14 protein-coding genes are annotated in these 14042 nt (G+C 71.6%); 6 read left to right on the top strand and 8 right to left on the bottom strand.

What is annotated here, in order from left to right; all coding sequences use genetic code 11:
• Positions 1-153: 153 nt before the first annotated feature.
• Positions 154-780: a TetR/AcrR family transcriptional regulator gene (locus ACIQWG_RS04430; protein WP_404090047.1), complete on the top strand. Its 627-nt coding sequence runs from the start codon at positions 154-156 to the stop codon at positions 778-780.
• Positions 781-804: 24 nt separating this feature from the next.
• On the top strand, positions 805-2478 hold the full coding sequence (locus ACIQWG_RS04435) for an FAD-binding dehydrogenase (protein WP_404090049.1): 1674 nt from the start codon (positions 805-807) through the stop codon (positions 2476-2478).
• A gap of 22 nt (positions 2479-2500) precedes the next feature.
• Here the strand turns inward: ACIQWG_RS04435 and ACIQWG_RS04440 are convergent, their stop codons facing one another.
• Positions 2501-2851: a DUF488 domain-containing protein gene (locus ACIQWG_RS04440; protein WP_404090051.1), complete on the bottom strand. Its 351-nt coding sequence runs from the start codon at positions 2849-2851 to the stop codon at positions 2501-2503.
• A gap of 117 nt (positions 2852-2968) precedes the next feature.
• Here ACIQWG_RS04440 and ACIQWG_RS04445 point away from each other — a divergent pair, with 117 nt between their 5' ends.
• Entirely contained in the window at positions 2969-3733 is a 765-nt protein-coding gene (locus ACIQWG_RS04445; RefSeq protein WP_404090053.1) for a hypothetical protein, read from the top strand.
• A gap of 66 nt (positions 3734-3799) precedes the next feature.
• On the opposite strand, the gene ACIQWG_RS04450 is transcribed toward ACIQWG_RS04445, so the two are convergent.
• Positions 3800-4033, bottom strand: a complete 234-nt coding sequence (locus ACIQWG_RS04450) for a WhiB family transcriptional regulator (protein WP_404090054.1) — start codon at positions 4031-4033, stop codon at positions 3800-3802.
• 94 nt (positions 4034-4127) lie between these two features.
• Complete coding sequence (locus tag ACIQWG_RS04455; protein WP_404090056.1) at positions 4128-5345, bottom strand: saccharopine dehydrogenase family protein; 1218 nt, start codon at positions 5343-5345, stop codon at positions 4128-4130.
• Positions 5346-5454: 109 nt separating this feature from the next.
• Here ACIQWG_RS04455 and ACIQWG_RS04460 point away from each other — a divergent pair, with 109 nt between their 5' ends.
• Positions 5455-6153, top strand: a complete 699-nt coding sequence (locus ACIQWG_RS04460) for a TetR/AcrR family transcriptional regulator (RefSeq protein ID WP_404090058.1) — start codon at positions 5455-5457, stop codon at positions 6151-6153.
• A 57-nt stretch (positions 6154-6210) separates the two neighbouring features.
• Here ACIQWG_RS04460 and ACIQWG_RS04465 read toward each other — a convergent pair whose 3' ends face one another.
• Positions 6211-7119 carry a LysR family transcriptional regulator ArgP gene (locus ACIQWG_RS04465; RefSeq protein WP_404090060.1) on the bottom strand — a complete coding sequence of 303 codons (909 nt, stop codon included), beginning with the start codon at positions 7117-7119 and terminating at the stop codon, positions 6211-6213.
• Positions 7120-7185: 66 nt separating this feature from the next.
• Here ACIQWG_RS04465 and ACIQWG_RS04470 point away from each other — a divergent pair, with 66 nt between their 5' ends.
• Both ACIQWG_RS04470 and ACIQWG_RS04475 read left to right on the top strand, forming a co-directional pair.
• A complete protein-coding gene (locus tag ACIQWG_RS04470; RefSeq protein ID WP_404090062.1) occupies positions 7186-7800 on the top strand; it encodes a LysE/ArgO family amino acid transporter in 615 nt (204 codons plus the stop codon).
• A gap of 78 nt (positions 7801-7878) precedes the next feature.
• Complete coding sequence (locus ACIQWG_RS04475) at positions 7879-9177, top strand: MFS transporter (protein ID WP_404090064.1); 1299 nt, start codon at positions 7879-7881, stop codon at positions 9175-9177.
• A 3-nt stretch (positions 9178-9180) separates the two neighbouring features.
• Here ACIQWG_RS04475 and ACIQWG_RS04480 read toward each other — a convergent pair whose 3' ends face one another.
• The 4 genes from ACIQWG_RS04480 to ACIQWG_RS04495 form a co-directional block, all read right to left on the bottom strand.
• Positions 9181-9636 carry a cyclic nucleotide-binding domain-containing protein gene (locus tag ACIQWG_RS04480; RefSeq protein ID WP_404090066.1) on the bottom strand — a complete coding sequence of 152 codons (456 nt, stop codon included), beginning with the start codon at positions 9634-9636 and terminating at the stop codon, positions 9181-9183.
• Between the two features lie 304 nt (positions 9637-9940).
• Positions 9941-10162, bottom strand: a complete 222-nt coding sequence (locus ACIQWG_RS04485; RefSeq protein WP_404090068.1) for a hypothetical protein — start codon at positions 10160-10162, stop codon at positions 9941-9943.
• Between the two features lie 36 nt (positions 10163-10198).
• The gene (locus ACIQWG_RS04490; RefSeq protein WP_404090070.1) at positions 10199-12442 is read right to left on the bottom strand and encodes an FUSC family protein; all 2244 of its coding nucleotides are present in this window, start codon (positions 12440-12442) and stop codon (positions 10199-10201) included.
• A gap of 68 nt (positions 12443-12510) precedes the next feature.
• On the bottom strand, positions 12511-13905 hold the full coding sequence (locus ACIQWG_RS04495; RefSeq protein WP_404090072.1) for an NAD(P)/FAD-dependent oxidoreductase: 1395 nt from the start codon (positions 13903-13905) through the stop codon (positions 12511-12513).
• Positions 13906-14042 lie beyond the last annotated feature (137 nt).

Genomic DNA, 14042 nt, shown 5'->3' on the forward strand with positions numbered 1-14042 from the left:
TCCAGCGTACCCCTTAATCGAAAATCTGTTCCCCTTCGAGGTGATGCGATACCCGGCGTGGCGATGCGCGGTCCGTTCCGCACGAATCTCGGATCGGCCCTATGGATACATTCCTGTATCGGATACATTCCCGTATCGAACGGAGGTGCCGGCATGACGGTGCGGGAAACGACCAAGCGCGTCACCAAGCGCCGCGTCCGCACGCGGGCCAACCTCCTCGACGCCGCGTTCGCCGTGTTCGCCGCCAAGGGGTTCGGCCGCGTCTCCATCGAGGAGGTCTGCGAGGCGGCCGGCTACAGCAGGGGCGCCTTCTACTCCAACTTCGACAGCCTGGACGAGCTGTTCTTCGCCCTCTACCGGCAACGCGCGGACCTGATCGCGGACCAGGTGTCCGGCGCGCTCGCCCTCGACGGACCGGACCTGGACGTGCCGGCCGCCGTGGACCGGGTGACCGACGTCCTGCTCCTGGACCGCGACTGGCTGCTGGTCAAGACCGACTTCCTGGTGCACGCCGCCCGCCACCCGGCCGTCGCCCACACCCTGCTGGAACACCGCGCCCGGCTGCGCGGCGCCATCGCCGAACGGCTCGCCCGCGCGCGGGGCCACACCGAACTGCCCGCTGTGCTCGGCGACATCGACGGCGCCGCCCACGCGGTCGTCGCCGCCTACGACGGAGTCACCACCCAACTGCTGCTGGACGAGGACGTCGAGCACGCCCGGGAATGGCTGGGTCAACTGCTCACCGCGCTGCTCACCGACGGCAGCGACACCACCCGATGAGGACTTGAGGAAGGGACGGTCGCCATGGATGCCGACGTCATCGTCGTCGGAGCGGGACTCGCGGGCCTGGTCGCCGCGAGCGAACTGACCAGCCGGGGCCGCAGGGTCGCACTGGTGGACCAGGAGAACGCGGCCAACCTCGGCGGGCAGGCGTTCTGGTCCTTCGGCGGGCTGTTCCTTGTCGACTCCCCGGAGCAGCGGCGCCTGGGCATCAAGGACTCCCTCGACCTGGCCTGGAACGACTGGCAGGGCAGCGCCGGGTTCGACCGGATCGACGACGAGGACTCCTGGGCGGTGCGCTGGGCGCGCGCGTACGTCGAGTTCGCGGCCGGCGAGAAGCGGGCCTGGCTGGACACGCACGGCATCAAGTTCCTGCCGACGGTCGGCTGGGCCGAGCGCGGCGACCTGCGTGCCGACGGCCACGGCAACTCCGTGCCCCGGTTCCACATCGCCTGGGGCACCGGCACCGGCGTGGTGGAGCCGTTCGTGCGGTACGCCAAGCAGGCCCAGCGCGACGGGCTGCTCACCTTCTACCACCGGCACCAGGTCGACGAGCTGGTCATCGAGGACGGCTCCGCGCGCGGCGTGCGCGGCACGGTCCTGGCCGACGACCACTCGCCCCGGGGCGTCTCCTCCAACCGCGACCGCGTCGGCGAGTTCGAGCTGACCGCCCAGGCCGTCATCGTCACCAGCGGCGGCATCGGCGCCGACCACGAGATCGTCCGCCGCTACTGGCCCGAGCGCCTGGGCACCCCGCCCGCCGAGATGGTCACCGGCGTCCCCGCCTACGTCGACGGGCGGATGCTGGACATCAGCGACCGGGCGGGCGTACGGCTGGTCAACCGCGACCGTATGTGGCACTACACCGAGGGCCTGCGGAACTGGGACCCGATCTGGCCCGGCCACGGCATCCGCATCCTGCCGGGACCGTCGTCCATGTGGTTCGACGCCATCGGCCGCCGTCTGCCCGACCCCTGCCTGCCCGGCTACGACACCCTCGGCACCCTCAAGTACCTGCGTACCGACGCCGACATCGCGGGCTACGACCATTCCTGGTTCATCCTCACCCAGAAGATCATCGAGAAGGAGTTCGCGCTCTCGGGCTCCGAGCAGAACCCCGACATCACCGCCAAGGACCGCGCCGGGTTCCTCAAGGAGAGGGTGCTCGGCAAGGGCGCCCCCGGACCGGTGGCGGCGTTCCTGCGCAACGGCGCGGACTTCGTGACCGCCTCCAATCTGGAGCAACTGGTCGGCAAGATGAACCAGTCGACGGACAAGCCGCTCCTCGACGCGGAGTTCATCCGGCGCCAGATAGAGGCCCGCGACCTACAGATCGCCAACCCCTACAGCAAGGACGCCCAGGTGCAGGGCATCCGCAACGCCCGCCGCTACATCGGTGACCGCCTCGGCCGGGTGGCCACCCCGCACCGCATCCTCGACCCGGCGGCCGGCCCCCTGATCGGCGTCAAGCTGCACGTCCTGACCCGTAAGACGCTCGGCGGCATCCAGACGGACCTCGACTCCCGCGCCCTCGATGCCGACGGCACGCCCGTCGACGGGCTGTACGCTGCGGGCGAGGTCGCCGGGTTCGGCGGCGGTGGCGTCCATGGCTACAACGCCCTGGAGGGCACCTTCCTCGGCGGCTGTCTGTTCTCCGGCCGGGCCGCCGGGCGGGCGGCGGCACGGCAGACGGCCTGACGGCAGCGAGCGGCCCGCCTCCTCACGCCTCGAGGAGGTGGGCCAGCACGGCGGCGTGGCTCTTCTCGGGATGCTTCGAGGCGGTCAGCAGCGTCACACCGCCCTTGCTCGCCAGCTGCCGCACATGATCGACGAGTTCCGCCGCCTCGGGTTCGTCCAGCTCCGCCTCGTAGCGGCGCGCGAACTCCTCGTACGACCCCTCGTCGGCGTGATACCAGCGCCGCAGCTCGGTCGACGGGGTGAGCCCCTTGGGCCACTCGTCCACATGGGCGGCCTCCTTCGACACCCCCCGCGGCCACAGCCGGTCGACCAGGACGCGCACGCCGTCCTCGGATTCGGGTGCCTCGTAGACGCGGCGGATTCGAACGCTCATGACCGGGCCTTTCTCGGACGCTCACGCCCGCGAGCGAGCTCCTCGGAAGCGTGTGACGACCCGCCGAGTCCGACGGATCCTTATAAGTTCCTTACAAGTGTCGGTCAAGGTCGATGCATGTTCACGCTAGAGTCCCGTGTCGCACTGCTGGTCGCCTCCTTGCTGCTGACCGGCTGCGGCGCCGGTTCCGCCGCGACGCCGGACGGGGAGCCCGCTGTCGCCCGCGCCCCCAGGGCCGCCCACGCCGCCGGAGCCGCCGCCCGAGCCTCCAGCGAAGCCGCCGCCCGGGCCGCTGCGCGCAGGCTGCCCGGACTGGGCCCGGTGACCTGGGCCAAGGTGCCGTCGCAGACCCGGCAGGCCGTCGTCGTGACCGGACGTGACCGGAACTCCTCACACTCCACCGCCGTCCTGTACGAGCGCACGGTGACCGGCTGGAAGGCGGGCGGCAGCTGGGCCGCCCGCAACGCGCTGCGCGGCTGGACCGACCACCACCTCGCCGGCGACCTGCGCTCACCGATCGGGGTCTTCACCCTGACGGACGCCGGCGGCCTGCTCGATGACCCCGGGACCAGGCTGTCGTACCACTACACCGATGGATTCACCGCCAGTGGTACCGGCTTCGAGGGCGAACCCCTCGCAGGTTCCTTCGACTATGTGATCGCCATCGACTACAACCGCAGGACCGGCACTTCGCCGCTGGACCGGACCCGTCCGCTCGGCATCGGACGGGGCGGCGGGATCTGGCTCCACGTGGACCACGAAGCGCCCACCCAGGCCTGTGTCGGTCTCGCGCGGGAGCACATGAGGCGGCTGCTGCTGGCCCTGGATCCCGAGCGGCATCCCGTCATCGTCATGGGCGACGCCGAGTCGTTGGCCCACTGACCTCCCCCGAACGGCTCAGGGATGCCCGACGAACTCGCCGAGCGGCGCGAGTGGTTGATCCACGGGTCATCCGGCCCGCTGCCGCAGCGCCCTTCGCTCGGCCTCGCTCGTGCCGCCCCAGATCCCGATGGACTGCTCCATCTCCAGCGCCCAGCGCAGACACTGTTCCCGGACCGAGCAGCGCCGGCAGACGGCCTTCGCCTGCTCCGTCTGTAGCACCGTCGGTCCGGACGTGCCTATCGGGTAGAAGAGGTCGGGGTCCTCATGGCGGCAGGCGGCGTGGTTTCGCCAGTTGTCCATCAAAGTCACCTGCGATCGTCGACATGCCCTCGGTGGATGCATTACTCGTTTTCGAGTCGCCTGTCGATGCGCGAGTGAAACCCGGCGAATCCGGTCACTGTTCCCGCATGCCCCACGGGGAGCCGTAGGCGGTCAGCAGATCCAGGAAGGGACGGGCCGGGAAGGCCTCCGGGCCCAGCACGCCCGCACCCGACCAGGCACCGGTGGCGAGGAGTTCGAGGGCGACGACGGGGTTGACGGCGGTCTGCCACACCACGGCCTGGCTGCCGTACTCCTTCATGGACCACTGGTTGTCGACCACGTGGTACAGGTACACCTCCCGCGGCTTCCCGTCCTTCACGCCCCGCACCCAGGTGCCCGCGCAGGTCTTGCCGTGCATCCGCTCGCCCAGCGTCGCCGGGTCGGGCAGACACGCGGCGACGACGTCCCGGGGCGAGACCCGCACCGGCCCGTCGGCGCTCGGCACGGTCACCGGCTCGGTGCTGTCCAGGCCGAGCAGGTGCAGCGTCTTCAGGGTGCCGATGAACTCCTCGCCCAGGCCGTACTTGAACGTCACCCGGCGTGCGTCGACCCAGCGGGGGACCAGCAGCACCTCCTCGTGCTCCACGTTCACGCACTCCACCGGCCCGATGCCCTCGGGGAAGTCGAACACCTCGGGCTCGCTGAAGGGTTCCGTGGTGAACCAGCCGCGCCCGGACTCGTAGACCACCGGCGGGTTGAGGCACTCCTCGATCGTGGTCCAGATGCTGAAGGACGGCGCGAAGTCGTAGCCGTCGACGGTGAGGTTCGCTCCGTCCCGGACGCCGATCTCCTCGATCTCGTCGAACAGTTCGTCGGCCGCGTACCGGGCGAAGACGTCCGACAGACCCGGCTCCACGCCCATGCCGACCAGCGCCAGCGCGCCCGCCTTCTCCCAGTCGGCCGCCTGCTCGAACTGGCCGTCGCCGAGCTTGACCCCGCACTCCTCGTACGGCCGCTCCGGATGCGGGCGCGACAGCGACATCGCCATGTCCACATAGGTGGCCCCGGCCGAGCGCGCGGCCTCGAACAGCGGCATCACGAAGCGCGGGTCGGTGGCGTTGAGGAGCACGTCGCACGCGTGCCGCTCCAGCAGCGAGGCCACCGCCGCCCGGTCGTTCGCGTCGACGCGCTCCGCCCGGAACCGGGCGTCACCGCCGAGGGCCGCCACGGCTCCCTCGGCGCGCGCGGTGTCGTAGTCGGCGACCACCATCGCCTCGAAGAACGGACGCCGGGCGGCGATCCGGGTGACGGCGGTACCCACCCCGCCGGCGCCCACGAGCAGTACACGCATGACAAGACTCCCTCGGTTGAAGGTCTACGACGTGATGGGGCCCCGCCGGAGATACAACGCCGCCCCGTCACATAAGGTCAATGGCGTTGGCATAAGGATGGAGGACGCGATGCCGAAACCGGTTGTACCGGAGGAAAAGCGGCGTCGGCGTCGCCCCACCAAGAGCGGCACCGTGCTGTCCGAGCGGCTGATAGTCGACACGGCGCTGCGCATGCTGCGCGAACACGGCAGCGCCGGACTCACCGCCCGCCGCCTCGGGCTGGCCCTGGACGCCGACCCGAGCACGCTGTACCGGTACTTCCGCGGCATGGACGACCTGACCCTCGCCATCGGCGACGCCCTCATGGGCCAGGCCCTTCAGGGCTGGCGGCCGACGGGGGAGTGGCGACAGGACCTGCGCGCCGTCGGACTGCGCATCCATGCCGCGTACCTGGACCATCCGCAGGCCGCCGTGCTGACCACCAGCCGGGTCACCGGCCGGGCCAACGAACTCGCCGCGGACGAGGCCGTGCTGGAGATCCTGCGCACCGCCGGACTCCCGCTGCCGGACACCGTGCGCGTCTACCACGCCTTCATCGACCAGACCCTGGCCTTCGCGGCGCTCGACGCGGCGTCGCTCGCGCTGCCCAGCGAGTCGCTGCGCGCCGACGAGGACATGTGGCGCTCCACGTATGCCCGGCTGCCCCGCGCCAGTCACCCCCGGATCGCCGAGGCGGCGCCCTTGCTGGCGACCCGGATGGTGACCAGCGCCTATCCGACCGCTCTGGAGATGCTGCTGGACAGCGTCGCCGGCCGGCTGGACTGCTGACCTCGCCGTGCCGTGTCGGGGCCGTGACGCCCGGGTCCCGTCGCGCCGCCCCGGGACTCAGCCGCGCAGCGCCTGCGCCGCCGCCGACGTCACCGCCTCGGTCACCGCCACCAGCGCCGGCGAGTCCAGCTTCCATTGCTGCCAGTACAGCGGCACGTCCACCGGCCGGTCCGGCGCCAGCCGGACCAATCGGCCCGCCTCCAGCAGCGGTGCCGCCTGCGTCTCGGGGATCAGACCCCAGCCCAGGCCGGCGGTCACGGCCGACAGGAAGCCCTCCGAGGTGGGGACGTGGTGCCGTACGGCACTCGCGCCCGTGCGGGTGTGCCTCAGCCTGCGGACGAAGGCGTCCTGGAGATCGTCGCTGCGGTCGAAGGTCATCACCGGCGCCCGCGCGAGCGCGTCCCCCAGCGAGCCGCCGAGATGCCGCTCGGCGAACTCCGGGCTCGCGGCCGCCAGATAGCGGATCCGGCCCAGCGGACGCACCGAACAGCCCGCCACCGCGTCCGGTGAGGAGGTCACCGCGGCCATCACCAGCCCCTCCCGCAGCAGCGTCGCCGTACGGCTCTCGTCCTCACGGCGCAGCTCGAAACAGAGCCGCGGCTCCTCGGGAACCCGGGTGAGCGCCGCCATGAACCACGTCGCCAGCGAGTCGGCGTTGACCGCGATCGACACCCGGGTCGCCTCCCCCTCCGCGCTCAGCCCCAGCTCGGCCCGCGCGTCGCGCTCCAGCCGGGCCAGCTGACGCGCGAACCGGACCACGACCGCGCCCGACTCGGTCGGCCGCACCGGTTTCGTCCGCACCAGCAGCACCCGCCCGGTGCGCTGCTCCAGCGCCTTCACCCGCTGGCTCACCGCCGACGGCGTCACATGCAGCGCCGCCGCGGCCGCGTCGAAGGTGCCCTCGTCCACCACCGCGAGCAGCGTCCGCACCTGGTCCAGGGGAAGCTCGGTCAGCTCGGTCTTCACGACAGCTAAGGATACGTAAGAATCTTTAGCTGTACGCCAAGAGATCGTTTCCCTAGCGTCAATGGCATGACAAACGCGTTGACCACCGCCGCCGCCGGATTCGGCACCGGCCTCTCCCTGATCGTCGCCATCGGCGCCCAGAACGCCTTCGTGCTGCGCCAGGGCATCCGCCGTGACGCGGTCCTCGCCGTCGTCGGCATCTGCGCCCTGTCCGACGCCCTCCTGATCACCCTGGGCGTGGCCGGCGTCGGCGCGGTGGTCGTGGCCTGGCCCGGAGTGCTGACCGCGGTCGCCTGGATCGGCGGGGCGTTCCTGCTCTGCTACGGCGCCCTCGCCGCACGGCGGGTGTTCAAGCCGGCCGGTGCGCTGCTGACGGACGGCGACGCGGCGGGATCACGCCGGCGGGCGGTGCTGACCTGCCTGGCGATGACCTGGCTCAACCCGCACGTCTACCTGGACACCGTCTTCCTGCTCGGCACGATCGCCGCCGACCGCGGACCGCTGCGCTGGACGTTCGGCCTGGGCGCCGCGCTCGCCAGCCTGTGCTGGTTCGCCGCGCTCGGCTTCGGGGCGCGGCTGCTGAGCCGCCATCTCGCGAGGCCCGGCGCCTGGCGTGTGCTCGACGGAGTGATCGCCGCGACGATGATCGCCCTCGGCGCCTCCCTCATCGCCGGAAGCTGAGACGCCGGTCCGAACGCCCGTCCGGTCCTGCCATAGTGATCCCCGACGAGAAAGATGTAACGAGCATCCAGGAAGCGCGTGGACACCAGCGAGAGCAGTACCGAGTCCCAGGAGAAGACCCCGTCCGCGGTGGCACCCGCGCGCCACGGCTGGCGCCGCTGGGCCATGGACACCCGGCCGCTGCGCCGCCCGGCCTACCGGCGCCTGTGGTCCTCGACCATCGTCACCGCCGTCGGCAGCCAGCTCACCGCGGTCGCCGTGCCCAAGCAGGTCTACGACATCACCGGCTCCTCGGCATGGGTCGGCGCCGCGAGCCTCGCGGGACTGCTGCCGCTCGCGGTGTTCGCGCTGTGGGGCGGGGCCATCGCCGACACCATGGACCGCCGCAAGCTGCTGCTGATCACCAACGGCGGCATAGCGGTGACCTCGCTGCTGTTCTGGCTCCAGGCCGTCACCGGACTGGAGTCGGTGCCGGTGCTGATGGTGCTGCTCGCCGTGCAGCAGGCGTTCTGGGGGATCAACGCCCCCGCCCGAAGCGCCTCCATCGCCCGCCTGGTGCCGGCCGACGAACTGCCCGCCGCCAACGCGCTCGGCTCGACCGTCATGCAGACCGGCCAGGTGGTGGGCCCGCTGCTGGCGGGTGTCCTCATCCCCGTGATCGGCCTGGCCGAGCTGTACCTCCTCGACGCGCTGGCCCTGTGCGTCACGGTGTGGGCGGTCCTGCGGCTGCCCGCCCTGCCGCCGTCGGCGGCCACCGTCCGACGCCGGGCGGGCGTCCGGGAGATCGCGGCGGGCTTCCGCTACATCGCCCTGCACAAGGTGCTGTTGCTGTCCTTCCTGGCCGACATCATCGCGATGGTCTTCGGCATGCCCCGCGCGCTCTTCCCCCAACTGGCCAACCAGACCTACGCGTCGTACGGCGAAGGGCTCGCCCTCGGCTTGCTGTTCGCGGCGATCCCGATCGGCGCCGTGGCCGGCGGGCTGTTCTCCGGCACCTTCTCCCGGGCCCGTCGGCACGGCTGGATGGTGATCGGCGCGGTCGTCGCCTGGGGCGTCGCCGTCACCGGGTTCGGCCTGAGCGACAGTCTGTGGCTCGCGGTGGCGTTCCTGGCCCTCGCCGGCGTCGCCGACATGGTCTCCATGGTCTTCCGCGGGGCGATCCTGCTGTCCGCCGCCGACGACGACATGCGCGGTCGGATGCAGGGCGTCTTCACGGTCGTCGTCGCGGGCGGCCCACGGCTCGCCGACGTCCTGCACGGCACGGCGGGCTCCGCCTTCGGCGCGCGCACGGCGACGGTGGGCGGCGGCCTGCTGGTCGTCGTCCTCATGCTGGGCTTGGCCGCCGCGGTGCCCGCCCTGCGGCGCTACCGCGTCTGACCCTCAGAGCACACTGCGCCGGTGCTGCCGGTACTGCTCCATCAGCTTGCCCCGGGTCATCTCCAGCCGGTACGCGAGGATTTCGGCGATGTTGCGCACCAGGGTCATCCCCAGTTCGGGCTCCTCCTCGCACAGCCGCAGCACCGCCGCCGCCTCGAACTCGTCGGCGCGCACCTGGCTGAAGGCCTCCGCGCCGAAGTCCCACTCGAAGGGCGGGAAGAGCCAGGACCAGCCGAGCAGGTCGCCCGCGCCGAGGCTCGCCACGGTGACCCGCTGAAGGGACGACACGCGCTGGTCGAGGGAGACGGCGCCGGAGCGGATGACCCAGAAGCGGTCGGCCGTGCCGCCCGCCTCGAAGATCCGGGTGTCCTCCGGGAAGGAGACCTCCCGGGCCAGCGACATCAGTTTCCCCCGTTGCGGCGGAGGAAGGGCGGTGAGCAGTTTGATCGCTTTGGTCATGACACGGGGCTCCTCGCCGACGACTGAGGTTCCGGTGCGTTCCCTGCGTCCATTTCAGCGCCCGACGCCGCCCTGAGCACCTCGGCGGCGGGGGATTCCCTCGGGAAATCCCGCCCGGCGGGTCCGCCTGGGCATTAAAAAGCCCTGGCTGGACGGGGGAGGCCAGCCAGGGCCGTAGGTGGTGGCGCAGGGGGGACGATCACTGTCTACCCCGAGACCACGTATGGATGAACCGTAAACCATTTTCGGAGGTTCCGCGTAACCGAGAGCGGGGTAAGTGACCGGTTTCACTCGGCCACGGGTTTCAAGGGTGCCCGGTGTGCCTGCCCGGGGTGAGGATCTCGTCCAGCACCGCGATCACGGTCTCGTAGGCCAGGGTCCGCACACCGGCGTCACGGGCCGCCTCCGGGTCGGTCGACCTCAGCGTCTCGCTCCGTGCCCGCCACGTCCGCTCCTCCTGCCGGGCTGAGGCCCTGGCGCGCTGCATCCGCCGCAGCAGTTCGTCTGAGTCCACGACTTCGGTCATGAGATACGCGTACCCAGTAATCGCCCCGACGTGCGGTCAGCCGTCCGTCGCCCGCAGCGGGACGCCCAGGGGACGGGCCAGACCGGTCACGCCCTCGTCCAGGCGTTGCAGATGCCGCAGAACCCGATCGGTGATCCGGCCGTAGCGCGGGGTCCCCGGCCCGCTCGGTCCCAGCAGGGAGGCGATGCTGGGGCCGGTCTCGATCTCATCCTTGGCGTGCTCGTCGGTCACATGCGCGGCGATCGCGTCGATGTTGTGCGCGATGCGCCCCGCGGCCCCGCGCAGCCGGGGGTCCGCGGCGATCGAGGGGTGCGTGGGCAGCAGCTCGGCGGTCGCCCCCAGGGTCCGCGCGTGGTACGCGCACGTCTCCAGCAGCGCCACCACATAGCGGGCGTTCTCCCGGCGGGCCCGCAGCGGTGTGCCCGGATGCGTGAGCGGCTGCGTGGCGGCCCGCAGGTCGGCCAGCGCCTTGTCCAGATCACGCGCCTCGTCGAGCAGCTCGACGGGCGGCCCGCCGCTCAGCTGGTCGACGGCGCTGCGGGTGACGTCGCCGAGCCGCTCCAGCACGGTGGCGAGCAGCTCGTTCGTGCGGCGGTCGGTGTGCACCGGCAGCACGAAGGCCGCCGCGATCACCCCGCACGCCGCGCCGAGCGCCGTCTCCTCGATGCGCAGCACGAGCACCGAGAGGCTGTAGGTGTGCAGCATCGTGTACAGCAGGCCCAGGGCCGCGGTCACGAAGAACGACATCAGGGTGTAGGACAGCGGTGCCGAGTAGAACATCGCGAAGACGAACAGCAGCACCAGCGCGAACGCCGTCAAGGTGTGCTGCCCGACGGCGCCCGCCAGCAAGATGCCGGCCAGCACGCCGAGCACGGTACCGAGCAGCCGGCGGTAGCCCTTGACCAGGATCTCGCCCGTGGATGCGGTGTTGAGGAAGACGATCCAGCAGGTCAGCACCGCCCAGTACCAGCGGTCGCTGGACAGCAGCTCGCCGCCCACCATGGCCAGCGCCGACCCCACGGCCACCTGGACGGCGGCCCGGGTGGTGGGCCGCCGCAGTCCGGTGGCCTCCTCGGCGGGGGTCTCCTCCTCGGCGTCGAGCACCGCGTCCTCCGCGTCCAGCTCCTCGCGGGAGCGGGCCGTCGCCGGGGAGTCGTCCGCCTCGTCCTGGGCTCCGCCCAGCGCGATACGCAGCCCGAGCACGGCACGCGTGGCCTCGCCGACGGCCCGGAAGACATCCTGCACGGGGGGTGCGGCGGCGGGCAGGTTCTCCTCGTCGCGGTAGCCGAGCAGCCGGTTGCGCACATGGGCCACCGAGGCTCCGGCGGCCTGGTCGACGGGGCGCACAACGAGCAGGCGCAGCGCCTGGAGGTCACGGCGCAGGGTCTCGCTCGCCGCGTCCCGTACGGGTTGCCGCCCGCCGGACGGGACGGGCGCGCCCGGCAGATGCATGGCCAGCGTGTCCACCCGCTCGGCGCCGCGTGCCCGCAGCACCGACAGACCCAGCCGCTCGGCGGCGATCTCGGCGTCCGCGACGCGCCGTTGGACGAGCCGGGCCTCGGCCTCGTCGGCGGCCCCGATGTCGAGCCGGCCCTGGATCAGCAGCGCCGTCTCATGCAGGCGCGCGGTCCCCTCGCGCACCTGCTCCAGCGCCCGGTCCGCTTCCCCGGGACCGGCGTCGAGCAGGTCCAACTGGGCGGACAGCAGCTGGGCCAGCCGGGCACGGAAGGCCTCGCGCAGCCGCTGGAGCACGCCCGTCGGCGTCTCCGGCAGGAGCAGGAACCGCACCACCGCGCTGCACCCGAAGGCCACGGCGACCGAGCGGAACAGTTCGGGCAGACCGCTGACGGTGGCGCCGACGAAGAGCGACATGAAGTAGATCTGGAAGCCGATCAGGCCGAGCGTGGTGCCCCGCTCGCCGAACCGTCGGCTGTAGACGGCACAGAAGATGAGCGCGACGAAGGCCAGGTCCCCGGCGATGACATTGCGGTGCAGCGCCGCCGCCAGGGTCATGGAGGCCAGCGCCACCGGGAGACCCAGGGCCAGCGTGACCGCCTGCCGTCCGCGCTGCTTCTCCCGGATGGCGAAGGTGGAGACCATCGCCGCCAGCGCCCCCGCCACGAGATGGGTCAGGTCGGTGCCCAGCAGGGCGAGCACGGCGACGGAGAGCGCGATCGAGCCCGCCGTGCGCAGGCCCGCCGTCAGCCTCAGCAGCCCGGGGTCGGACGCGGCGACGCGGTCACGCAACCGCGGCCGGACCGGACCTCCCGCTGCGCTCACGCCGTCGTACTCTCTCCCGCTCTCTTCGTGCTCACGACCTGAGCCCCGGCGCGGCCGGGGCCGTCACCTCAGCCATCCGTCCCCTCGCCGGCTTCAGCCGCGGCCTTCGCGCCGATCTGTGCCCGCAGCTGCTCCGGTGTCAGATACGCGTGGACGAACTCGAAGTCCTTCAGCTTGGCCGGGCTGCGGGACAGGAACCCGGTCCGCACGAAGTCGTCACCGGCCACGGCGTTGAGCAGCCAGTTCGTCATGACGCGGGTCTTGGCGACGTTGGTGCGCAGCGCCGACCAGTGGTAGCCGCGGGCGACGGCCACGGCGGGCAGGCCCTTCAGCTCGACGCCGACCGGTTTGGAGACGGCGTCGCGCCCGCCGAGGTCGACGACCAGGCCGAGGTCCTTGTGCCGGTACGGCCGCATCGGCTGCCCCCGCAACGCGGAGATGACGTTGTCGGCCACGACCTTGCCCTGCCGCATCGCGTGCTGGGCGGTGGGCGGGCAGACGGCGTTCTCCTCGTCCTTGGCCATATCCGGTACCGCGGCGGCGTCGCCGAGCGCGAACACACCGTCGTGTCCGGGCAGGTTCATCTCGGCCGTGACCGCGAGCCGGCCCCGCACCGTCTCCGCGCCCAGCGTGCCGATCAGGGGGCTGGCGACCACGCCGGCGGTCCAGATCAGCGTGCGGGTGGGCACCACCCGGCCGTCGGTGAAGGTGACCTCCTCGGGGCCGGCCTTCGCGATGGACACGCCGAGGGAGATGTCGATGCCGCGCTTGCGCAGGATCTCCTGGGCGTCCAGGCCGAGCTTCTCGCCGAGCTCGGGCATCAGCTTCGGCGCGATGTCGATCAGATGCCACTTGATCAGACGCGGGTCGAGCCGCGGATAGCGCTTGACCGCGTTGTGGGTCAGCATCTGTAGACACGCGGCCGTCTCGGTGCCGGCGTACCCGCCGCCCACCACCACGAACTGGAGCCGGGCGGCGCGCTCGTCCGGGTCCTGGCTGGCGTCGGCGAGGTCCAGCTGGGAGATGACGTGGTCGCGCAGGTAGGCGGCCTCCGCGAGCGTCTTCATGCCGAAGGCGTTGTCGGTCAGCCCCGGGATGTCGAAGGTGCGGGTGATGCTGCCGGGGGCCAGCACGATGTAGTCGTACGGCTCGTTGACGACCTTGTCGGTGATGGTGCGCACCACGCAGACCTTGCGCGCGAGGTCCACGCCGATGGCGCCGCCCGGGATGATCCGGGTGCGGTACCGGCGGCTGCGGCGCAGGGACACGGCGATCGACTGGGGGGTCAGGACGCCGGAGGCGACCTGGGGCAGCAGCGGCAGATAGAGCTGGTAGGAGGACGGTGTCACCAAGGTGATCTCGGCCTCGTCGGGGGAGAGTTTGCGTTCCAGCCGGCGCACGCATCCGACTCCGGCGAAGCCTGCTCCAACCACCAGGATCCTGGGTCGTGTCACGGTGATCATCCCTTCTGCGGCTCCAGGTGGTCTGCCTCGACGACGTTCGTCTGCCCCTGGATCGCTGCTTCGCACGCCTCGATCCCACCGCGCCACCGGTCGTTCCGCCAGCCGGGCGCGGCAGGCAGATGAACCCGTCGTCAGCC

The organism is Streptomyces sp. NPDC098781, from assembly GCF_044759995.1.
Classification (GTDB): domain Bacteria; phylum Actinomycetota; class Actinomycetes; order Streptomycetales; family Streptomycetaceae; genus Streptomyces.